18 protein-coding genes are annotated in these 23,965 nt (G+C 38.1%); all 18 read left to right on the top strand.

Translation table 11 applies throughout. The features are described 5' to 3' along the window. Window positions 1-29 precede the first annotated feature (29 nt). The 18 genes from tssR to DD829_RS15910 all read left to right on the top strand — a co-directional run bounded on the left by tssR (window position 30) and on the right by DD829_RS15910 (window position 23,734). Window positions 30-2,429 (top strand): type VI secretion system protein TssR domain-containing protein, encoded by a 2,400-nt coding sequence (gene tssR, locus DD829_RS15995; RefSeq protein WP_108410924.1) that lies wholly within the window; start codon window positions 30-32, stop codon window positions 2,427-2,429. A 93-nt stretch (window positions 2,430-2,522) separates the two neighbouring features. After that, window positions 2,523-3,026 (top strand): DUF4280 domain-containing protein, encoded by a 504-nt coding sequence (locus tag DD829_RS15990; protein WP_108410925.1) that lies wholly within the window; start codon window positions 2,523-2,525, stop codon window positions 3,024-3,026. Window positions 3,027-3,047: 21 nt separating this feature from the next. Beyond that, window positions 3,048-5,276, top strand: coding sequence for a M23 family metallopeptidase (locus DD829_RS15985; protein ID WP_108410926.1), 2,229 nt, complete (start codon window positions 3,048-3,050; stop codon window positions 5,274-5,276). A gap of 8 nt (window positions 5,277-5,284) precedes the next feature. Beyond that, the gene (locus DD829_RS15980) at window positions 5,285-6,214 is read left to right on the top strand and encodes a hypothetical protein (RefSeq protein ID WP_123906895.1); all 930 of its coding nucleotides are present in this window, start codon (window positions 5,285-5,287) and stop codon (window positions 6,212-6,214) included. 268 nt (window positions 6,215-6,482) lie between these two features. After that, window positions 6,483-7,010 (top strand): hypothetical protein, encoded by a 528-nt coding sequence (locus DD829_RS15975; RefSeq protein WP_108409830.1) that lies wholly within the window; start codon window positions 6,483-6,485, stop codon window positions 7,008-7,010. A gap of 248 nt (window positions 7,011-7,258) precedes the next feature. Further along, on the top strand, window positions 7,259-8,218 hold the full coding sequence (locus DD829_RS15970; RefSeq protein ID WP_108409829.1) for a hypothetical protein: 960 nt from the start codon (window positions 7,259-7,261) through the stop codon (window positions 8,216-8,218). Between the two features lie 189 nt (window positions 8,219-8,407). After that, complete coding sequence (gene tssD / locus DD829_RS15965) at window positions 8,408-8,812, top strand: type VI secretion system tube protein TssD (protein ID WP_076392041.1); 405 nt, start codon at window positions 8,408-8,410, stop codon at window positions 8,810-8,812. A 260-nt stretch (window positions 8,813-9,072) separates the two neighbouring features. After that, the gene (locus tag DD829_RS15960; protein ID WP_108409828.1) at window positions 9,073-11,568 is read left to right on the top strand and encodes an ATP-dependent Clp protease ATP-binding subunit; all 2,496 of its coding nucleotides are present in this window, start codon (window positions 9,073-9,075) and stop codon (window positions 11,566-11,568) included. Window positions 11,569-11,622: 54 nt separating this feature from the next. Next, window positions 11,623-12,495 carry a lytic transglycosylase domain-containing protein gene (locus tag DD829_RS15955; protein ID WP_108409827.1) on the top strand — a complete coding sequence of 291 codons (873 nt, stop codon included), beginning with the start codon at window positions 11,623-11,625 and terminating at the stop codon, window positions 12,493-12,495. A gap of 34 nt (window positions 12,496-12,529) precedes the next feature. After that, the gene (locus tag DD829_RS15950) at window positions 12,530-14,467 is read left to right on the top strand and encodes a type VI secretion system Vgr family protein (protein WP_108409826.1); all 1,938 of its coding nucleotides are present in this window, start codon (window positions 12,530-12,532) and stop codon (window positions 14,465-14,467) included. 2 nt (window positions 14,468-14,469) lie between these two features. Continuing rightward, entirely contained in the window at window positions 14,470-16,149 is a 1,680-nt protein-coding gene (locus DD829_RS15945) for a T6SS phospholipase effector Tle1-like catalytic domain-containing protein (RefSeq protein ID WP_108409825.1), read from the top strand. 58 nt (window positions 16,150-16,207) lie between these two features. Continuing rightward, on the top strand, window positions 16,208-17,200 hold the full coding sequence (locus tag DD829_RS15940; RefSeq protein ID WP_228408221.1) for a DUF2931 family protein: 993 nt from the start codon (window positions 16,208-16,210) through the stop codon (window positions 17,198-17,200). A gap of 368 nt (window positions 17,201-17,568) precedes the next feature. Next, complete coding sequence (tssD, locus tag DD829_RS15935; protein WP_084196398.1) at window positions 17,569-17,976, top strand: type VI secretion system tube protein TssD; 408 nt, start codon at window positions 17,569-17,571, stop codon at window positions 17,974-17,976. Between the two features lie 232 nt (window positions 17,977-18,208). After that, complete coding sequence (locus DD829_RS15930; protein WP_108410186.1) at window positions 18,209-20,236, top strand: type VI secretion system Vgr family protein; 2,028 nt, start codon at window positions 18,209-18,211, stop codon at window positions 20,234-20,236. 3 nt (window positions 20,237-20,239) lie between these two features. Further along, a complete protein-coding gene (locus DD829_RS15925) occupies window positions 20,240-21,292 on the top strand; it encodes a LysM peptidoglycan-binding domain-containing protein (protein WP_108410185.1) in 1,053 nt (350 codons plus the stop codon). Window positions 21,293-21,305: 13 nt separating this feature from the next. After that, entirely contained in the window at window positions 21,306-21,833 is a 528-nt protein-coding gene (locus tag DD829_RS15920; protein ID WP_108410184.1) for a hypothetical protein, read from the top strand. A gap of 90 nt (window positions 21,834-21,923) precedes the next feature. Continuing rightward, on the top strand, window positions 21,924-23,234 hold the full coding sequence (locus tag DD829_RS15915) for a phage holin family protein (protein ID WP_108410183.1): 1,311 nt from the start codon (window positions 21,924-21,926) through the stop codon (window positions 23,232-23,234). A 149-nt stretch (window positions 23,235-23,383) separates the two neighbouring features. Next, window positions 23,384-23,734 (top strand): immunity 51 family protein, encoded by a 351-nt coding sequence (locus DD829_RS15910; protein WP_076392061.1) that lies wholly within the window; start codon window positions 23,384-23,386, stop codon window positions 23,732-23,734. Window positions 23,735-23,965: the final 231 nt, after the last annotated feature.

Here is a 23,965-nt window from a genome sequence, read left to right as displayed (position 1 = left end):
CCACCACACCAATCATTAAATAAATCAGGATGAAAAATAAACTTCCTCTAGCAGCATATTATATCGGAGTTTCAGTATTGTTCGTAAGCTGTCAGGTAAAACTGCCGTCGAAAAGAACTCCGGAACCCACCCATTACGGACAGGTTGATAATTCACCGGTCGTCAACGGTTTTCCTAAAAAATCAGTTCCGTGGATCGCCATATCCGACAGATCCAGAAATACCGCTTATCTCGATAAAAGCGATGAAAAATCCTATAAGGAAGTTAAATTTCTGGAACCTTTAATGGTGTTAAAAAACCGCGACGGAATGGTAAAAGTAGCAGAATACATTCCGGATGCGCTTATGAAAAAAGTATCTTCTAAACAGATTAAAACCTACGGCTGGATTCCTGAATCTGATCTTCTTTTATGGAGCAATTCCTTAAAAAGCGAAAAGACAGGTTTTCCGGTAAGAGTAGCCATCGTACCGAGCAACAGTGAGGTCATCAAAAACTCAGAAAGATATTACAAGAACGATTCAATCATGGTTTTCAATTCGCCAAGTCTTATTGAACAGGCAAATGTGAAAATTCCGAACGGACAGATCGTATACGTCTACAAACAGGCAGAAAATAACAAAAGATTTCTGGTGGGTAAAAAACCAAACATTGATATCGACAGCATCGGTACAAGTTTATACGGATGGGTAAGTTCCAACGTAGTTTCCACATGGGGAGAACGTTCTGCCGTAAAAATGAAAAATACCACAGGAATTACAGAAACCACGCTGGGAATTCATGAAGGTTCTCCGAGAGGAAACGAAACCGAAAACACAACCGCCGTTTTATTAACGGATGTGAACAAAAGAACACCGCTTGAAAATATTTTTCCGGTAACATTACCCTTAAATGAACCACCCACTCCGGATTCCAAAACAAAGTATTTTACCAATATTTTAGATTACAGCAAAAATTACGTTTTCAATGTATTGGGAGAGCCGATATATTTTGACCGTTATCGCGAGATTACAGAGAAAAATAAAAAAATAAATATCGTATTTGCCTTAGACATAAGTGCTCCGAATGCACCTTATGCTCCGATTGTGAAATCTTTATTACAGGATTTACAGTTGAGATTCGAGAAACCGTCTTACTTTAATCAGGTAAAATACGGAGTTGTTTTGTACAAAAATAATTCCTGTGGAGACAATGTGGCGGTTTCAAATTTAAGCACAGATTACAGCAAGATCACCACCTTCATCGATCAGAAAAGCAATGAGATGAACTGTGTAAGCAACAGCGGTTATCAGCCGGTAAATGAAGGTTTAATGGCTGCCGGAAATTTATTGTCCAACGTTCCGGATGAAACCAATATTGTCATAACGGTGGGAACATCCTCCAGTCAGGGTGGAAATATGTATGGAGTCATCAATTCTCTAACGCAGGCTCAGGCGAGACTGATCATGTTTCAGACCAGTGCGAGATCATCCGATACCTACAACGATTTTGTTTTGATGGCAGAAAATGTGGTAACCAATACCGCAAAAAATATCGCTGAACTGAAGAAACAGAAAATTATTAATCAGAATGATGTTTTAACGAAAAATAATTTCAGCCTCATCGAAGGAGACGAAGGCTTTTTCTCACTCGATTATCCGAAGCAGAGTATGGCACAGGGATTTGTAATTTTTCCTAAAAAAGGAGATATCGCGAAGCCGGGTTATCTTAAAAAATCTGTCGACAGTCTGATTGCGCAGGTTACTCTTGATAATACGACTTTGGATAAATCTTTAAACGATTATTTCCATTCATCAGTAGGAGCAGGAAGAACCGATGTAGATGTAAAATACAAATATCTTTATCCGGGACTTACCAATCCTGTTCCGGCAGGAATTGCCGCACAGCTCATCAATTACGGAAATCCGTTTCTGGTGAAAGGTTATATTCCGAAAGAACTGAAAGACTACAAACCCGGATTGGAAAAAGGAATTTTAATTTCTGAAAAAGAATTTGACAATTTAAAACTTTTCTACACGGAAGTTTATCAGAACACCGGAGCGGAAAGATCAGATTTCAGCCAGTCCAGAGCGATTAACGAGTACGTGAAACTGCTGAAAAAGTACAATCCAACTCTGAAATTCTTAGATAAAAGTGATCTTTATCAACAGCCGATGTCTTACGCGGTGGGAATAAGCACCGGTTTTGATACTTCTGATGAGGAACTGATGTCGAAATATATGTTGAAAGGCTGGAAAAAATCTAAAATTGTAACCAATGAAACGGTAAAAACCTATTTTAAACATTACAAAGATTTAGCCGACAGAATGTTGTCTCACAGAAATGATCCAGCGGTGAAAATTGAACAGAACGGACAGACTTTCTACTGGCTGAACGAATATTTCATGCCGACCATGATGCCTGTTGAAGAACCGGAATATACTCAACATTAATTCTTTATAAACAGAAAAGCGGAAAATAATTTTCTGCTTTTTTTATTTTTTAATGTAAATTTTTTATCTTTGAATTACCCAAATCACGTAAATATGTCACAGCAATCATCACCTCATGACGGCAAATACTTTGTTGTCCGGAAAGGCAAAGCCCAGTGTAATCAGGGTGATCAGTTTCCCCAGTACAAAGTTACTTCCCATGAGAAACATTTTTGGAACGATTCCGAGGGTAATGCAGATTTTCTTGGCGTTACCGAAGACGATCTTCAGTTCAACCCATCCGGACCGAGTTTCGGAAAATGTAAACTGAAACCTACTTCAGGAGGTTATCTGCCTTGCTCTTATGCTCCTGCCGGAAAATGGCAGAAAACATATGACAAAGTAACCATTATGGGTAAAAAGATCGTCACCGAATTTTCTGAACTGCAATGTGTAATCGGAGGTAAAATTACCATCAAAGATCACGGACAGCGTGGAGAAATGAGTAAACAGAATGTGAAAAATGCGGATAACAAAACCGTTCAGCACATCAATCCTTTAGTGAAAATGCAGGATTTTAAAGAAACCGTTCTCGAAAGTGAAATCGATGCTTACTAATTAATTCAAAAAGAACGTTCTATGTCTAAAAAAGGAGTTTCAAAAATCTCGGGAAACCCAAGTCCGGTGGTTGGCGAAAAAACCACCTATAGGGTTACAGACTGGTATCCTGCAACACCTGCCGGAGAAAGAAATCCTGCTGTGGTTACCTGGGAGCTTTTTAAAAAACGACCCGACGGAAGTTTTACCACAACAAACATCAAAAAAGTGGGGGACGGAAGTTTTACCTTTGGAGAAGTTGCGGCTAAAAATACCTACCGTCTCGAAGCTTATCTTCATCAGCCCGAAGGAAAAGGAAGTACCACCATTGATATTACTCCGCAACCGGGAGAAATTCCAAAGATCAATAAAGTGGAACTGCGCTATGCAGACGATTCTCCGGGAACCGTTTTCAGTTATCAGGAAAAACTTGTTGCCAACGCGCAGTGCGTAAATCTTGCCGGAAAAAAACTGCTGTTTACGCTTTGGGAAGATGATGTAGCAGGAGAGGGACATAACTCTAAAAATAAATTTGTAGACAGCAAAGAAGCGGTTGTAAGCAGAACCGGAACGGCAACCGCAGAATTCATACTTACTAAAGCTTTGATGCAAAAAGCTTCACAAGGAGAAAGAGATCCTAAAGAACTGGAATTCTATGTAACGGTAGAATATTACAAAGACAGAAAACACGCAAGTGAAAACAGGGTGATAAAAAATCCTGAATACAAACCGCCTGTTCAGCCGTCTCAGGCTTCGAAATCCACGCCAAAAGCCACCGGTTCACCCGCCGCTTCAAAACCAGATTCTAAAAAAGAAACCAGCGGAGTATTTGATTCCTTCACAGAAACCGTAAGAAGTGCGTGGAATGAACTTTGGGACTGGGCAGAATCCAAAGGAACGGTAAAACCTGATAAAAAACCCACGGCTCCCAAACCGGAAGGTAAAACGACGAGTGTGGTAAACGGAGAAACTAAGGATTCATGCCTGTGTAAAGAAACCAAATTGTTTTGGGGGAAACATTTTACCTGTCAGGAACGCAAAAAAATTATTGAAATTTCGCATAGACTTGGCTGTAAACCCGATTATCTTACTTCAGCTATGGCTCTGGAAACAGGAGGTACTTTCAATCCCGCAATCGTCAATAGTTTAGGATACACAGGTTTAATACAGATAGGAACTACGGCGGCAGCTGATATCAACAGGAGGAAAGGAACCAATGTAACTGCCGGAAAAAACGGAAATCTGAAAAACATGACCAAGCTGGAACAGCTTACATACGTAGAATATTATCTGGAACCCTATAAAGGAAAACTCAATACACTGGCAGATTTTTACCTTGCTATTTTAATGCCTGTAGACTGCGGAAGAGGTAATGAAAGAAATCATGTTGTTTTTGATAAGAACTTACAGCTGGATTATGATAAAAATAATAAAGTTATTAAAAACACAAAATGGGTAAGGCAAAAAGCTTATCAGCAAAATCCTGCATTTTTTAAAGAAGGAAAAAACGAAACAGGAAGAACGTACGTTTGGGAAATAGCGGAAGAAATAGAAAAATGGTACAATAAAGGGGAGGCAAATGCAGAAACAAACTTTTCATGCCAGAAATCTGCTGCACCTGCAAAAGTAGAACAGCAGAGTGGAAAATGGCATGATCCTGTTGATAATCCAAGACTTACAAAATATAATTATGGCGGAAATGTAAAGCCTTCCAGCGGAACATACGGCTGGTGCAGAAGAAACAGCAACGGAAGCAAAAAATACCATTCAGGATTTGATTTCTTTGCCATCCCCGGAAAAGATAAAGTATATGCAACTTTAAAAGGTAACATCCATCAGGTAAGATATTCTGCAACTGCAGGATGGATTGTAAGAGTAAAAATTCAAAATGTGAAAGACCTTTTGGAGCAGGAGAAAAAAGTAGCTTACAAAACACAGTTTACCGATGAGCTAAAAGGAATCAATATAAAAGAGACAGATGACGTCTACTTTATTTATATGCATTTAGACAGTGTTTCGGTAACGGAAGCTGATGCAAACGCCAAAAAAGAAGTGGACGCAGGAACCGTTTTGGGATACGCCGGAGTTTCGGGATCTATTGCAAGCGGAGGAAGAGCGCCTCATTTACATCTTGAAGTGGCAAAAGTTTTGGATGCATATGGAAAAGGCGAATCGGTAAGAACGAACCCTGCAAGATTTGTAAAACTGAATTCTTACGATACAAAAGATCAGGATGAAGCAGCCAAAACAAACCATACATATAAAAAATAAGACTATATATGAAGAACTATTCTAAAAGATTATTGCTAATACAGCTTTTGCTGTTTATTTTTATTGGATGCAAAAAATATCAGTCACAGGATCACATCAATACAAAATTTACTGTTGATAAAGAAAATATAAAAGACGATAGCTACAGTTCAAAAAATTTAGATAATCTTTTTGCAGCAAAAGGAAATACTTATTTCGAGCCAGATTATACAGGTACTTCTTTTGACGATTATTACGTTAAAAATATTGTCGTAAAAGACCAAAAAGGAAAGAAATCTAATTATCTGCTTTTCTTTGATAACAAAGATATTTTAAAAGATACTTTGAGAATTGCTGATGATGAAATGTATTCATTAAATGTTATTTTTGATAGCAACCGGAAAGGAATTGCGGTAGGAACTTTCGATGCAAAACAATCTTACTTTAAAATCGAAAAGAATTTTGAATTGAATAAAAATATAAAGCTTAAACCCATTCCCGTTTCTTCAAAAATTGAAAAATGTCCGCTTCCTGTACAATTGCTGTCTGAAGAAAATGTAGGTCTGGAAGAACATTTTACATTTGGAACACAAAATTCAGACACCAAAAAAGAAAGTCAATCTGCACAGACTGTCGTTGATGAATTTTCACAATGGAAAGGAAATTATCAGGCTGACTTTGAAATTTCAAGAACGGATGGAGATTATCAGGTAAAATATGAGGTTAAAATTACAGATAAAGATAATGTTACCATTACCGAAAAGATTAATGATGAAAGCAATTTAGTTTCAGGAACTTTTATAAATTCTACATCTGATGATAAAATTGTGATCAAATCCAAAACAGATGATACATTAGAATATATTGTTGCTAAAATTGGCGGAAAATATTATCTCATGGGAAATACCATTTATATGCTTAATCCCCCGAATGACAAATATATTCTGAAGAAAATTTAAAAATAGGAGAGGTTGTGTTTTTCACAATCTCTTTTTTTTTGTAAATCTTTTAAACTCATCTCACTTTTGCCGTTAAATATATTTTGAACGTATTGTGCTGTCATTTGCTGAATGAATTTTCTTTGCGAACGCAGTAGTAAAATACCACAGTACTTTTCATCTTAAATCATCGCCTCAATCATTTTTCAGTTAATTTTAAAACAAAAAATATGGTCGGATTAAAATTTATGGTATTTTTGATCTAATAAATACGTCAAAAGTATACCTTATGATTACAAAAAAAATCATTGGAATTTGTTTACTGTCAGGACTTTTCACCATTTCCTGCTCGAAAAATGAAACAAAGAACAAAACGGCAACAGCAGATTCAATGTCCGTTTCTCAGCCTGTTGAAAAAACGGCAGTTCCTGTTGAGAAAAAAGATTCAGCACAATCTGATGAACAAACAGAAAGTCAGGAAGAAAAAGATACAAAAAAGACCGTCTCCAAAACTTCTGTTGAAGGAAAATTTATCGCAACAACCTGTGAAGGTGCAAGATTTTCAATAGAATTTAAAAATACCGACGGAAATCCAACGTTTAAAATTTTAGATAAAACAAAAGTAATTGCTGCCGGAAATGTCTCTGCAGAAACCGACGAAAAAACAGGAGCGATCACCAATATTATGATGGGAGAAATTGGCGGTGTGTATGAAGGTGACAAAATTGTGATCCAAAATTACGGAAATGCCATGAACGAATTCGAACACTTCACACAATGCGGCGACAAATATCTGGAATTCACCAGACAGAAATAATCAAAAATTAATGATTGAAATAGAAACAGCATCCATTTTCGGGCGCTGTTTTTTTTGTTAAATTTAAAATGGTTTTAAAAAAGATTGCATTTTTGGCTGAGCAGAAAACCTTTGTGAACTTAAAAAAGTGATTCACATTAAAAAAACTTGTGAACTTACGTTATATTAACAGGATAATCAAAACGGCAAAACTATTTTGCTGACTAAAATTTTTCCTCTAACTTAGTTTTAGCCAAAAAACAAAATATATGACCGTTCATTTTATCCTTTCCGGTGAAACGCTGGAAAGTATAGCTGAAGAAATTAATCTCGAAAATCCAAAATACCTTAAAGAATTTCACAATACCCATTGTGCAAGAGAAGATTTTATATATGATGACCTTGTTCCGCGGAAAAAACTTCTCATTCCCGATATTCAAAAAATAAAGGAATACAACAGCCGCAACGATGCCGATTTTAAAGATCCTAAATTAAATCCCAAAATCCCTTTCCATCCTGAAAATCTGGCTAAAATTTATACTGTCGAAAGCCGGGAAACCGAAGAAAATGTGCTTGAAGAAAAAAAGAATGCACTTTCTTACACAGTTTCAGTAAAGTGGATTCGGAAAGAAGACAATGTTCATATTTTTCATCTCTTCAAAAATAATTTTTCGGAAAAATCGGGAAGCATGATGGCAGATCTCGCTTCAGAATCCATCCGTTCACTGAATCCTGTTGAGGTAAGAACTGATGATAAAGGCAGAATTGTACTGATAGCTTTACCAAAAGAAACATTGGATAATTTTACTAAAATAAAAGAACGTTTAGAAGATCTTTTCCCCGATAAATACGCGAAAATGTATCTTGATGAATTCAAACGGATTGTTCTCGATCCTTCACTTTTCCACAGCAGAATGAAGGACGATATTTTCATCAAAAATTATTTTGCCGACCTAAGAAACAGCTTTACAAACGGAAAATCTTATCTTACACAGTCAATCGGCGAAGAAAATACAGAAATTCAGATTCAGCAGAAAGTGGAACATTTTGAAGATCATGAAATCGTTCTCCGCCAGAATATAAATTCACACGAAAATGTGCTTGATTTCATCGGAAAATATACACTGCATAAAGATTCCGGATGGGTAAAAGAAATCGGGATTGAATATACTATTTCTCAGTTTGGTGTAAAAAACAATAGTGTTTTTTCTCTTAAAGAATTGCTGTAAGTCATTTATAATAAAGGAATATTACGGCAATATTAAATCTACGATCGTAGAATTACGACATCAAATCGTAGAAATACGACAAAATTTCAAATTGATATTTAAAAACTTTCAGAAGAAAAATTGCCGCTTTATCTTTGTTACACAATCACCGAATCACAAAATAGTAATAACGATTAAAATTTACCTGTCATGGCAGCAAATTCAAGAGGAATCTTAAAATTCAATGGCGGAGAAGGGCAAAAATTACTGAAGCTGAACTACAGCGTTTCAAGATCTACGGATGTTTCCGGAAGAGTAGCTTCAGATCCTTCCAATGCGCTCATCAAAGTAACCGTAGAAGCTACCGAAAAATCAGACATTCTGGAAAGCTTACTGAACGGAAAATACAAACCTACAACCGGCGAAATCACCTTCAACAAATCCCACGAAGAAGGTACATTAATCACTCTTTCATGGAACAACGGATACGTGATCCAGCATGAAGTGGAATTCGATGCCGTAGACGAAAACAGCATGCTCATCAGTTTCGTGGTAAGCGCAGAAACCATCGACTACGGAAACTCCAAATACGAAGGTCTTTGGCCATCAAGCTAAACAATTCATTTCATTCGTATTCATACAAAAGACTGTCACACAAGGCGGTCTTTTTTTACCATTTTTAATTAAATTTTGTTAAAATAATTATTCTAAATCACATTATTAAGACATATTTTTCCGTTTTTGAGAAAAAACAGTTAACTTAGTAAACAATAAAAATTCAGAAGGTTATAGATTCATCCCATAAAAAAAATAAGGAAAATCCAAACCCGAAGAACACCAATCACCACACACCAAATATTAATCTGAATAGTACAATGGGAGTATTAGTTACCAATGAGACTGTAAAGCAGCTATTTCATATAGCACAATCCATCGCGAAGGAAAATTACAATGCCACCTATGGAGCTCCGCACATTTTGCAGGCACTCATACACAAAGACATCGGGCTGAACGAATTCCTTAAAAGCATCGACAAAGATCCCGGATATTTCTACGAATGGGCAGATGTTCGCATTGAAGATTATCCTAAAACCACCCATCTTCCCAACGAAGCCGGAGAAGATGAAACCGTAGATCGTATTGTGGAAGAAGCAGATGATATCCGTCTGAAATTAGGTCTGGACGAAATTACCCCGATCTGTATTTTAACAGCCATTGTAAAACCTCAGGTCGCTTTTACCTTACAGCAGCTCAAATCCCTTCCTCTCAGAGAACACGAAATTTTTAATTTATACAGAAAAGATACGCCTTACGAAAGTTCGGAAAACGGAGAATTTTCTTCGATATTTTCAAAAGGTTCAGATTATTCAGATCAGTCTTTCCCTTCCATAAAAAGCTATTGCACAGACAGAACCGCACAGGCAAGAAAAGGAGAGCTTGAAAACATCATCGGAAGAGACAAAGAACTCAGAATGCTTGTGGAAATTCTCTGCCGGAGAAGCAAACCCAACGTCATTATTATCGGAGAACCCGGAGTCGGGAAAACCGCTTTGGTAGAAGGTTTTGCCATTGAAATCACCAAAGGAAATGTTCCTGAAATGCTTAAAAACGGAACTTTGCTGGAATTGGAAACCGGAGCATTACTGGCAGGAACCTCTTACAAAGGGGAAATTGAAGACCGTCTGAAAAAAGTCATCAACGAATGTAAAAAGATTGAAAAAGCCATTCTTTTTATTGATGAAATTCATACCCTTTTAGATCCCAAAGGAAGCATCGGAAACGTTGCCAACTTGCTTAAACCAGAATTGGCAAGAGGTGAAATTACCGTCATCGGAGCCACCACTCAGGAAGAATACAGAAAAATTATCGAGCCGGAACAGGCTTTCAACCGACGATTCGAAGTGTTAACGGTAAATGAGCCGGACGAAAAAACCTGTGTTAAAATGATCGACGTTTTACTCGAAGGTTACAAAAAACACCACGGAATTGAAGTAGAGAAAACCGCTCTTCCCGAATGTGTCCGTCTTGCAAAAAGATATGCTAAAGGGAAAAAACTTCCCGATGCTGCCATCGATCTCTTAGACAGAACCATGGCGGCGATTAAAATGCTCGACGAACTTTCAGAAAAAGAACTGGAAAGCTGGAAATTAACTTACGAAAAGCTTCAGAACGAAGATTATTTCGATGAAAAAGACAAAGCAGACGAACTAATCTGGAATTACAATCTGCTGAGAGACAAAATAAGTCCGATTTTATGGGGATCTTTAAGTGAGCAGCCGCAAATCGACAATTCCATGCCGGTGGAACAGATTCAGAAAATTATTGAAGACAGCTACACCGAACTTTTGCAGCACGCCTCAAAGAAAAGAGAAAAAGTAGACCGTCTTGAACTCGCGGCGGTAATGGCGGCAAAAACAAACATTCCGATTGGGAAAATTCAGGCGCAGGAAAAAGAGAAACTGCTGAATATGGAATCTCTTTTAATGAACCGTGTTGTAGGGCAGGATCATGCTTTAAAAATCCTTTCCGATGCAATTGTTGAAAACCGGAGCGGACTGAATAAACCGGGACAGCCCATTGGATCATTCTTCCTTTTGGGACCAACAGGAACCGGAAAGACCGAATTGGCAAAATCGATGGCAGAACTCCTTTTCAACGACGAAAAAGCAATGGTTCGTTTCGATATGTCTGAATTTAAAGAAGAACATTCAGCCGCACTTTTATACGGTGCGCCTCCCGGATACGTCGGTTACGAAGAAGGAGGAATGCTCGTAAACAAAATAAGACAGCAGCCTTACACTGTGGTATTATTTGATGAAATTGAAAAAGCCCATCATTCAGTTTTTGATGTCTTTTTACAGATCATGGACGAAGGAAAAGTTCATGATAAGCTGGGAAAAGAAGGTGATTTCAGCAATGCCCTGATCTTATTTACCTCAAATATCGGAAGCGAAGAAATCGTAAAACAGTTTGAAGAAGGAAAAATCCCGGAATCGAATACTTTGATGCAGATTATGTCGAATTCTGGACGTTTCAGACCGGAATTTTTAGCAAGAATTACAGAAATTATTCCTTTTGCGCCAATTACAGAATCCATTGCCGAAAGAATTTTTAATATTCAGTTAAAATCACTGCACAACTCTTTAGCGCGACTGGGAATGAACCTGAAAATCTCCGAAGAAGCAGTGAAAAATCTTGCTTTGGGCGGATTCAGCAGCAAATACGGAGCAAGACAAATCTCAGGAGTGATACGTTCTCAATTGGCAAGACCGATCTCGAAAATGATCGTAAGAGAAGAAGTAAAATCCGGACAGACCATTCATGTCGACTGGAATTCAGAAGAAGAAAAACTGAGCTGGAACGTAGAATAAGAAAGAATGAAATCGTGAATCAGTTTAAAAAACTTTTCACAAAAGCATAAAACAATGAACCCAAATCTCAAAAATATTTTTCTAACCGCAATGGTATTGCTGTGTTTTAATTTTACGAACGCACAGTTTCTTGCTGCTTCCGATACTTCGGAAAGCAGTGTGAAGAGATATAAAAGTATTATTAATGCCAACAGAGAAATTGTGGATTTTATCGAATATTCTCTGGTTCAGAAAGGTTTGCCGAGGCATTTGAGAAATTTAGCCTTAATAGAATCCCATTTCAACAGAAATATAGCTTCGGGAGCCGGAGCAGTGGGAGTTTGGCAGTTTATGACCGCTCACGCGAATCAATACGGATTAACCGAACAGAACAGAACGGATCTTTACAAAAGCACAAAAACAGCAACAGTTTCCTTAGCCAATCTCTACAAAAAATACAACAACTGGATCACTGTAGTGGCTGCTTACAACTGCGGAGAAGGAAATATTGCCAAAGCCATGACCGCTGCAAACTCTACTCAGTACCATGTTTTTTATAAGTTTTTGCCGGAAGAAACCATCAATCATGTTAAAAAATATCTGAATGCATGCTACGCAACCGGAGAACTCCAAAATGTTTTAGCAAACTATAATTCCTCAAGAATGAACACCGTTTTCTTCGTAAAAGGAGGAAGCGGAAAAAACAATGTGCCATTGGCAAAAACCGAGATCAATGCAGGATTCAATCTCAACATCATTGCCGATGAACTGGATGTGGAAGTAGATAAACTCCTCTCCTGGAATCCCGGAATCAGCGAAGAACTTCAGAAAAAAGGCGAAAGCACATTGTATCTTCCGACCGATCTTATGCCTGATTTTTTATTGAGAAAAACTAAAATTCTTTCAAGATCCATAAAAGAAGGAAATACACAAAATACCGAACACTAAGCTATCATGTTTAACCTACCAAATCACAGGAAATATGAAAACAGAATCACAAAATATACTACAGAATCCTTCCTTCCGCCCATCGCAGAATGCAGACGGAATTTCTCAGAATCATCACACAGGAATCAACCGTCTGGTAAAACTTTCTCTCGTGATCGAAGGAAAAGTGATTAAATATTACAAGCATTTTCTACTTACCCAAAGCACAAAACGCCATCACCAATTCAGCGTGACATTGGCTCATGATGCTTTAGGCGACCGACAGACTCATACCCTCGAAGAAGCCAATAAATTTCTCGGAAAACGTTTAACAGCCGTTATTTCCTACAAAGACATTGAAAGCAGCCCCGAAAGAACCTTTGTCGGAGTCATTACAGGAGTAGGTTTCAGTCAGGAAAAAATGAGCCTTGGAAATATTGTGTTAACAGGGTACAGCCCGACCATTTTACTCGACGGAGCGCCGCATATTCAGAGTTTTGGCGGAAGTTCACCCGTTAATATGGGAATTATTGCCAACGAAGTCATCAAACAGGGGATCGATTCCAGCCGTTTTGATGTGAGAGTGGATACCAACGATTATTCGCAGATTATTTACAGCAGTCAGTACGATGAAACGCATTATAATTATCTGGCAAGAATGGCTGAAGCGTATGGCGAACAGTTTTATTATGACGGCGAAGTTTTGCATTTCGGAAAACTTCCGCCTCAGAACAAACCGATCAAATTAACCTACGGAAGCAGCGCCAATGATATTAAGGTTGAATTAAAAGCAGTACACACAAAACCCCAGTTTTACGGTTACAACAGCAGTAAACATGAAAAACTGACTTCGGGTGAAACGCCGGTTCAGCATGTGGGAGATCTGGCAAAAACAGCTTATTCCCACAACGAAAAAATATATAAAACACCTGCATTACAGGTTGCCCCCATCAAAGCTTCCACCCATCTCGACGTAGAATATTCTCAGAAAAGTGCGGCGGGAAGTGAAGCGGTGAGCGTATTTTCATTTTCAGGAAATACAACCGTTCCTTTTCTGCATCCGGGGTGTGTGGTGGATGTTCAGATGAGAAAACTAGACAGCAATGAATCCGATTATTTTACGAGAATCATGGTGACGGAAGTTACTCATGAAATTGATACCATCGGTCATTACAAAGGAAGCTTCGAAGGAATTGCTTCAGACACCGGATTTTTACCTAAACCCGAATTTAAAATTCCAAAAGCAGAACCGCAGATCGCCACCGTAATTTCCAATACAGATCCGGAAGGACAGGGAAGAGTTCAGGTACGATTCGACTGGCAAACCAACGATACAACGCATTTTATCAGAATGATGAGTCCCGATGCGGGAGGAACCGATCAGGTGAACCAAAACAGAGGTTACGTCGCGATTCCCGAAGTGGGAGATCAGGTGATGGTGAATTTCGTTCACAGTCATCCCGACCGACCTTTTGTGATGGGCGGAATGTTCCATGGCGGAATCGGTCTCGGCGGCGGTGTGGACAACAGAGTGAAATCTATCCAGACGAGAAGCGGTCACAGAATTATTTTTACAGAGGATGAAAGCATCGTGATTACTGACAAATCAGGAAATAAAATTCATTTAGACACCACAGGAAGCAACATCACCATTACAGCTCCCGAAACCATGACGTTCAATTGCCGGAACATGAACATCAACGTCGGCGAAAATATGAGTACCAATGTCGGAATGAATAAATCCGACACCATCATGGCAAATCATACCGAAAGCATAGGTTCCATGAAATATCTTTCTACAGGAGCCGATTTCATGACGAATGTTGTCGGAAAAATGAGTCATTATGTAAAAGGGGATATGGAAGTCTATGGCGAAAAAGAGCATAAATTAACCAGCCTTAAAGGCGTTGAGGTCAACAGTCAGGGGAAAGTGGAACATCACGCAGAAAAAGAAGTTCAGAACAATAGTGGCGAGAAATCTAAAAATCACTAAAAATGAGCATTGAATATTTTGTAGAAGGGAAAGCGGTCACCCGTTTTGATGGAGATCATAAAACCTTTGCCAAAGAAGGCATCAGTCACAACAGTGCGGCAACCGTGGAACAGAAGGGAAACGGAACAGGAGTAAGCTATAACAAAGCAGAAACCATTAATTCCGATGATAAACCCGTTAATACTATCGATATAAGCCTTAATCTTTTTTTTGACGGAACCCAGAATAACAAAACCAATACCCGGCTTGGCGGAAATTTCAAAGAAGCAAGCAGCGATAAAGACGACAGTTACAACAACGAGTTCACGAACGTCGCCCGTGGTTATGATACGATTGATCCGAATGCACAGAATCAGGTTTCATGGTATATTGAGGGAATCGGAACGGAGGACAGAAAAAGCGACAGCATTTTAAAAGGTGTTGCACAGGGAACCGGAGATACCGGAGTGGTGGCAAAAGTGGCAAAAGGATGCAAAAGAGGAGCTGAAGCCATCGTGAATAAACTTAAAAATAACACGAAACCCATCCGCGTTCTTACTGTAAATGTATTCGGCTTCAGCAGGGGAGCTGCTGCGGCGAGACATTTTATACACGTTGCAAATTCTCCGGGAATAATTTCTTATGCTTTGGGAAAGGAAACGTTACAGGTTTTTCCTCCCGAATTTATTAATAATGAAACGGTTACAATAAAGGATAAAGACGGTTCCAAGTCGCAGTTCATCATGCGGCACGGATATTTTGGAGCCTGTCTTCTGGCGCAGGATCTGGATGTGAAGGAAATAAAATTCCGTTTTGCAGGACTGTACGATACCGTTGCTTCTTACGGACTTAACCACAGAGGAGGTTTCGGGATTGATGATGATACTAAACAGCTTGGTTTAGACACCATTGGAGGCGGAAAAGTAAATTTTGTGCTTCAGCTTGCTTCGGATGACGAATACAGAGATAATTTTGATTTAACGAATATCGACAGTACAGGTTTATACGGACTGGAGTTTACCCTTCCCGGAGTGCATTCCGATATTGGCGGATCTTACGGAGAAGGAGATGAAACTTCCGTTTTATACTGCGATTCTTACGATCCATATAACAATGTAAACACCCACAAAGAATGCGAAGCGTTTAAAAAAATTGTGGTAGAGGAAGGATGGTTTCATGATGAGCAGTTGGAAATTAAATATTTCAGGCAGAAAGATGTGAACTATGACCGATGGTGGAATAAAACCTCTATGTATTACGGTCTCGTGGGAACCAGAAAGTTATCCAATAAATATGACAAAATCCCGCTGAAGCAGATGTTTCATTATTCCAAACAGCATGAAGTGATATATCTCGAAGATCTCATCAACGAAAATCATAAAATAACAGATTCTTTTTTAACAGGAATTTACAGTCAGCTTTCTACTTACACCAACGCGTGTAACCAGCTCAGAAATACCTATGTAGAAGATTTTAAAGCCGGAAAAAAACCTTCAGTTGCCAAATACAAACAGGATATCAAAGCGATTTCGTATTTAGGTCACATTCAGGAAGAAGATCTTAAAAAATTAAGAAACGAATATCTTCACTGGTCTGTAAAAGCCAACCAGATCGGTCTGGATGCACGACCCAACGACAATGCCCCGAAAAGAAGAGGCGCATTGGCTGCACAATACCGCAAAAGAAACATACAAAATGGATAAAACGATAAAAATAGTATTTTTTTTAATCCTCCTTTTTCAGAATATAAGTTGCCAGAAAATGAAAGAAGAACAGTTGCCGGAATTTAACGTAGAAATAAGCAGTCCGAATAACAATATGATTGTAACGCCTGTGGAAGATAAAATCACCACTCTGGAAGATGTTCCCGCGAGTCTGCCTTATGGAAGTTCGTCGGGAACGTGGGGAAATTCAGGGAAAGGCTGGACAGAACAGCAAGGAACTCCTATCGGAATAGATGTCACTTATTTTTCAAGATATGAAGATACTTTTTATCATCTGAAGGCAGACTTTCCGGTAGAAAAAATTAAAGATTATATGCAGCGTGCGTATGCGCAGCGCGAAGCTTCTTTTTACAATAAACCTCTGGAAGAATATAAAAATCTGGGAAGGAATGAAAAATACAGCAGCGCAGAAAATCCGTACAACAGTTTTACAACGCTTGTTTTTGGTTTTGCCCCGAAAGGGATGGTTGTAGTATGGCTGAGATTCCGAGCCGTTCAGATTGAGCTGGGAAAATTTCAGGCTGAAATGGTAAAAGATGATCAACAGCTTGAGCAGAAGTTTTTTTCGAAACTTTCCGTAACGCGTGAGGAAATGAAAAAGAACAGATTTTTGGATGCGGAATCTAAAGAATGGGAAGACTATAGAAAAAAATACAATTGGAAACCGCAGATTACTTCAGAAAATCCGGCTTTTAAACTGTTTGAATCCAATATCAGTTATTACAATGCCGAAGAGGAAGTTATTCTCCGTTCGTGGATCGACAAAATTCCTTTAAGAGAAAGAGCGGTTCCGAAAGAGCTGAATTTCACATGGGAAACAGCAAAAGGCGAACAGTTTATCGGTAGAGCTTACTTCAACTGGGAAAGGCTCAACAGCGAGTTTCAAAAAGCGGGAAAAGACTTTCAGCTAGATTTTAAAGTAGCAAAAGATAACAGCAGTTTTGATATTTCCATCAACAATCAGCCCGTTAAAGCAGACAGCATAAGAATATTCAGGACAGACCGGGAATTCCACGATTCCTACCAATAAAATAATTATCAGTTCTCAGTTTAGTTTATAGAATTCCGGTGAGACATTTTTCATCGGAATTCTTGTTTTAATTTCAATTTTTAACCGTTAAGAAATAGTAAAAATATCTTAATTAAATCTTAATATTTCCCTTTTTAGTGTGTAAATTTAGCTAAATATTTCTGTTTTGGAGTAATTTAAATATCTGATTATTAATATTTTAATTTTAAAAATATTTCTTTAATCGTAGAATTACTACACAAAGTCGTAGAACTACTACAAAAACTGAGATTACTGTTTAATTCCTTTCGGGTTCAGAAAAGGTGCCCTATCTTTGGAATACCAAATCAACCAAATCACAAAATATTAACGATTAAAATTTACGAATCATGGCAGCAAATTCAAGAGGAATCTTAAAATTCAACGGCGGCGAAGGACAAAAATTATTAAAGCTGAACTACAGCGTTTCAAGATCTACAGACGTTTCCGGAAGAGTAGCATCAGATCCTTCCAATGCACTGATTAAAGTTACTGTGGAAGCTACAGAAAAATCCGACATCCTAGAAAGCTTACTTAACGGAAAATACAAACCGACAACCGGCGAAATCACCTTCAACAAATCTCATGAAGAAGGAACTTTAATTACTCTGGGATGGGAAAACGGATATGTAATCCAGCATGAAGTGGATTTCGATGCAGTGGATGAAAACAGTATGCTCATCAGCTTTGTCATCAGCGCGGAAACCATCGACTACGGAAATTCCAAATACGAAGGTTTATGGCCGGGAGCTAAGTAATTCAAAACACAACAATCATCTTAGTAAAAATAAAATTGGTTACAGAATAGCATGGCTCAAAAGAGTAGCTATTCTGTTTTTTCTTTTTTACACTGAATTATTTCATCTTTTTCAATGAATTCTTTAAAAATAGAAGTTACATTGAAATTCGATAATAAAAATTTATTTGATGTAAGGTCGGATAAATTTTAGCATTTAAAACAAAACACATCAAATCACAAAATATCAGGCTATGTTTAAGGATGAAAATATGCCCAAAACGCCTTCTTCAACAGGAGAATCTTCAATGCTGATGAATGAAAATTTACAGCCGAATAAACCTGTTTTGGTGGATGAAAAGTTCTGGTCTCAGCAGCCGACTTCGAAAATACATAATGCAAAGGCAATTCCCGAAAGTCAGATTCAGGGAATCAACCGCGTGGTAAAGCTGGATATTGTTGTTGAGGGAAAAGCGGTAAAGCATTTTAAACACTTTCAGTTAAAACAAAGTGCGACAAGACATCATGAATTCAGTCTTTTATTAGCACACGATACATTGGGAAGCGCAGAAAATCATAATCTGGAAGCAGCTCAGAATTTTTTAGGCAAAAGAATTACCGTAGTTTTTAAATATAAAGACCTCGAAGACGGTCCGGAAAGAAGTTTTGTAGGAGTTATCACGGAAGTAGGATTCAGCCAGGAAAAAGGAAGTCTCGGAAATATAGTTCTTTCAGGATGCAGTCCGACGGTTTTGCTGGATGCGGCTCCACATATTCAGAGTTTTGGCGGTGCGCAGGAAATCAGCCTGAACAGCATTGCCAATGAGGTGATTAAAGAAGGTTTCGGACATGGAAAATTCGATTTTCGAGTAGATGCACAACACGGAAATGTTTCCTACATCTCTCAGTATGAAGAAACCCACTACAATTATCTGGCAAGAATTGCGGAAGCCTACGGTGAACAGTTTTTTTATGACGGTGAAGTGCTGCATTTCGGAAAACTTCCTCCACAGGAAAAACCTGTAAAGCTTACGTACGGAAGCAGCGTGAATGATGTGAAGATCAAAATGAAAGCACAGCACGTAAATCCTACATTCTACGGCTACAACAGCAGTAAAAACGAAAAATTAACAACAGGGAATTCCAAAATCAGTCATACCTCAGATATTGCCAAAAGAGCGTATGAAATTTCAGAAAGAACTTTTACGACACCATCCTTAAGAGTTGCTCCCATTAAAGCAGCCTCTTTTATGGATATTGATGCTTCACAGAAAGGAACCGCCGGAAGTAAAGCTTCCGATGTCTTCATTACTTCGGGTGAAACTACCATTCCCTTTCTTTATCCGGGTTGTATTGCCGATATCGAGATGAGAAAAACCGATACGAACGCGACCGCTTATTTCACCAAATTAATGATTATTGAAGTTAATCATGAAGTAGACGCAAGAGGATATTACACCGGAACTTTTGAAGCGATTGCTTCAGACACAGGATTTATTCCGCGTCCTGAATTTCAGTTGCCGAAGGCGGAACCTCAGTTTGCCAAAGTGATTTCCAACTCAGATCCGATGAATCAGGGAAGAGTAAGGGTACAATTCGACTGGCAAAACGGCGCAACCACTACAGAATACATTCGTGTAATGACTCCCGATGCGGGAAGCAGCGATAAAGTGAATAAAAACCGTGGTTTTATGGCAATTCCGGAAGTCGGGGATCAGGTGATCGTTAATTTTGTTCATCAGCATCCCGATCGACCTTTCGTGATGGGTGGAATGTTTCATGGTGCAATTGGAACAGGTGGTGGAGCCGGAAATAATATTAAAAGCTTAAGCAGCCGAAGCGGAAATAAGCTTGAACTGGATGATGGAGAAGGTTCTGTTTTTCTTACCGATCAGGGTGGCGCGAATATGAAGTTTGACGGAGCAGGGAATGTAGTACACAATGCAAATAATGACAGCACCAAAACGGTTGGGAATAATAAAACCGATAAAGTAGGTAACAATAAAAAGCTGGAAGTCGGCTGCGATCATATTGCAGATGTGGGAAATACTCATAAAGTAGAAGTAGGAAAAGGGAAGAGTGTTTTTACAATGGATAATACAGGAACTATTGATTTAACAGGAGTTAAACAGGTTAAATTAAAGGTTGGCAACAGCGAAATTATCATTACTTCTGATAAGATTTCTATTACAGGTGCTGAAGTGGATATCAAAGCGGGAGAAGCTACGGCAAATTTTAAAGGAAATACCAAAATAACCGGAGGACAGGTTGATATTAATTAACAGATGGAGTTTATAAAGTACGAAATTAAAAAGGGTGATACACTGGAATCTATTGCAGCGAAACAGGGCATTTCAGTAAAAGAGCTTGTCGATTTTCATAATTTATATTGTGGAACGACAAATTTTATTATTGGAAACACGCTGCCTATTCATCTTCAGACTCTATGGGTGGAAAAAAAGACGAAGGAGGAAATCAACAGGGCAATAGAAGACGTAAAATTTCCGCGAAAAACAAGATACAGATGCGAACAGTTCAACACCACCAAATTAGAGGACAGAATAACGTTTCACTGCAATACAAAAAAAGAATATGTGGTTGAAAAAGATGCTGCCAGTACAAAAGCGAAAGTCAGGCTTAAAGAATATTTATACAAAATAAATCCTGAAAATATGGCTCTTGCCATAGAAGCGGTAAAAGAACTGGAATTTGATAAAGAAAATGTCATTTTCGAACTGGAATCTGACAATACCATAAAACGCGTACAGAATTTCCCTGAAATTAAAGAAAAGTGGGAACTTTTTAAACCCAGATTAAAATCTTCAGAATTTTACAGGCAGGTAGAAAAAATCAATCCGAAAGCGGCTGAAGATATTATAAAAGGAGGTGGAGTGGAATTTGAAAACGAAGCAAACCTGAGAAAAACATATGATAAATCACTTTTCTATCACGTTCTTTTCAATGATTATGATGCCCGTAAAAAAAGCATACAGAATAGCACGCTAAAATTTATTTCCCAGATATTTGTGGACATACCTGTTGAACTGCAATTGCAACATTCCATTATTAAGGAAGACGATTATTTTATAGAATTCAGAACAGTGGGAACACTTTTAAGAGATAAAATAGATTCTTCATTGCTGGAGCAGCAGTACAATAAGTTTTATAAACCTATTATCGAATATGGTTTCAGCGAATATAACTATGATTATCGGATCAGAAGGATGGTTGACAAAAAAACAGGAACCATCGTTAATGCTTCTGCCTTAATGAAAGAAGAAGTGAAAAATAATTATCAGTTGGTCACCCAGTTTGATTTAAAGCAAATTGAATATTAAAAGTATCTTAGTTATGGCGGATAAAGTATTTACATTCAATAACGTTTTACCCTTTCATATTGTAAAAACTCTTTTGGTGATTATACCTTGTTTAATGGCTTATGGTGCACTCTATTATTGGTTGTTTAAAGGAGTATTCAGACTCTCATTTGCCATGTTCTTTATTCTTTTTTATCTCGGGACCTGTTATCTTATACTCAAAGCAATGTCCGTAAAAGTGAAAATATGGTTTGATGAAAACATTTTTTACCTGCAAAAAGGAAATCAGTCTCCTGAAAAGTATTCCAAAACAGAAATAGAAGGATTCTACGCTTATGATTATGAAACCAAAGCTCCGGCATTGCAGAGTTCAAAAATATACTTCAGATTTTGTCTGAAAAATAAGACAGATATTTATTTAAATGATGTTGAATACAGAAATAAATATGAAGAGGAAAAAGGGAATGAACTTAAGAAATTACTGAAAGCGGCTCAGAAAGAACTTAATTTTTCAAAAAAAGAAAAGAAAAGCCTTCAGAATATTTACTGGTATTCAAAGTAAAATGAGTTAAAGATAGTTAGTATAAAAGAAGTCCTTAGTCCAGACTTACTTGCTAATTGATGATGTTTAAATCAAATAAAATATAACATTATGAGTGCTTCATATATCCCGAAAGATGTTTATGCAGTCTGTACATTTCAAACGGATTCGGAACCCAGACAATTAATTCCCACAAGAGAAACGATCACGGTTTTCTATGGATCAGATACAACACGACCTTTATTAACGGTTGAAGACCGCAATATCAATAAAGAATTTCCCTGTAAAAGTCCTAAAAATGCAATGTGGGGATTTCTTTGTTTCGGAGCCGGGCTTATTGTAGGAGCGCTTCTGGTGTTATCCGGTCCTGTAGGTTGGGCGGCACTGGCTGTAGGAGTGGGTGTTCTTGCGTGTGCAGGTGCTGCGGTGTATCATGCCACAAAAATAAACCATTTATGCACCGAATCTTTGGGAAAAGGAAACTGGAAGATTGAACATGAGAAAGTAACCTTTGATAGATCTAAGGCGATCACCCAGAATTCTATACTCGTTTGCGATACAGGAGGTTTGCTGAGTCCGATTTTTAGTTATGCCGTCGCTAAAAAATACGCACAGCAGATCGATAGCAATAACGGAAAAGAAATTTTTCTTAATGCGGTTGCATCTTTTTTTGGAGGAGCAGGGATTATAATTGCCGGAGCTGAAATGGGAATTGCTAAAACACTATTATGGATGGGCGTAACGATGGGTGTAATGAATGAATTAAGCTACTGGGAAAGAGAAGGTATCCGAAACAGTTCACTGGAAGATAACAGCCATTATCAGGATATGAATAAAGAAGTGGATGAAAACAGCAGAATTCCGGGTTATTTAAATGATGTACCGGAAAGCGTTACAGGCATTACTCCTTCAGATCTTGCAAGTCCCGATATTCTGGAGCTTAATGAAAAAGGGGGATTAGCAAGCAGAGACGGAAAAACGCCGGTTTTCTTTAACGGCAAATGGTATATTCAGGACTGGCAGAAGAATCTGATAGAAATAAAACAGGGAACAGCCTTATCCAAAGACTTAACCGCTTTAGAAGGAATAGATTCCCGCGAAGTATGGAAAACCCCCGAAGGAAAAGAAATTGTAGAGAATATTCGTAACGGCAAATACTCAGAATCGCTTGTCGCAACAGCCAAAGACGGCTTAGGAAGAGTACGTCCCCGAAACCTGCCCAACTTAGCCAGAGAACTTCCCGCTATAAAAATGCAGAACATCAAAAATATAGGAAAACTCGGCGTAAAAGGAGGAGGATTTGTAGGATTCTTTTTTCCGTTTATTGCGACCTGTTTTTCAGAAGATTCAAGAAAAATACTGGCTCAGGCAATGGCAGAAGACTTTGGCAAAGGCATCAATGTTGTGGCGGATGAATCCTGAAATAAAAGACTTATCTGAGTTTCGTATAAATTCTCGTAACAATAATTCATGGTAAAGATAATCTCGAAAACGTTAATAAATGTTATAAAAAATAAATGAGCTCAGAAATTTATTATCTTTAATATTCAATTAATTTTAATAAAAATAGTATGGAAGCCTACAATTTTGAGACTGCTATTAAACCCTTTTTTTGGGTATCCTCAGAAAAAACATATTCAGTATGTTTAAACGCAGGAACGTACAAACCTGAAATTTTCGAATGGAGAAAAGACGAAGGTTTCGAAGGCAACGGTTACGACTGGACTTCACTGGCAAAAGTTTTTGTAGAAGAAAAAAAACCGAACCTGTCGGACGACATTAAATTCGATCCGGAAGCAGATATGTTCTGTGCCTATTCCAGCAATCCGGAAAGCCTGAAAGAATTTATTTCTGAATTCAAAAAAGCCTGCGAAGACGAAATGCTGATTCAGGATCTCTTTTCAAAAGCCGAAATTGATTAAATTAGCTCTAAAATATTCAAAAAGATCTCAATTTGAGGTCTTTTTTATTGTTAACATTCCGACTGTTTAAACAATTTCGATCCAAAATCTGTTCTTTCTTATCCTGTGAATGAAAATATTTTAAGGAGCTGTTTCTCGCTTTCCGCACTCGCTATTTTAGGATTTCGGCGGCGGCTTTGCTAGTCATGGTCGGAAGAAATCCGACCTCTTTTATGTTTTGAAAACTTTGTC

It is taken from the genome of Chryseobacterium sp. HMWF035, from assembly GCF_003094695.1.
Classification (GTDB): Bacteria; Bacteroidota; Bacteroidia; order Flavobacteriales; family Weeksellaceae; genus Chryseobacterium; species Chryseobacterium gambrini.
Note: the sequence above shows the minus strand (reverse complement) of the source record. Positions and strands in the feature narration are given on the sequence as shown.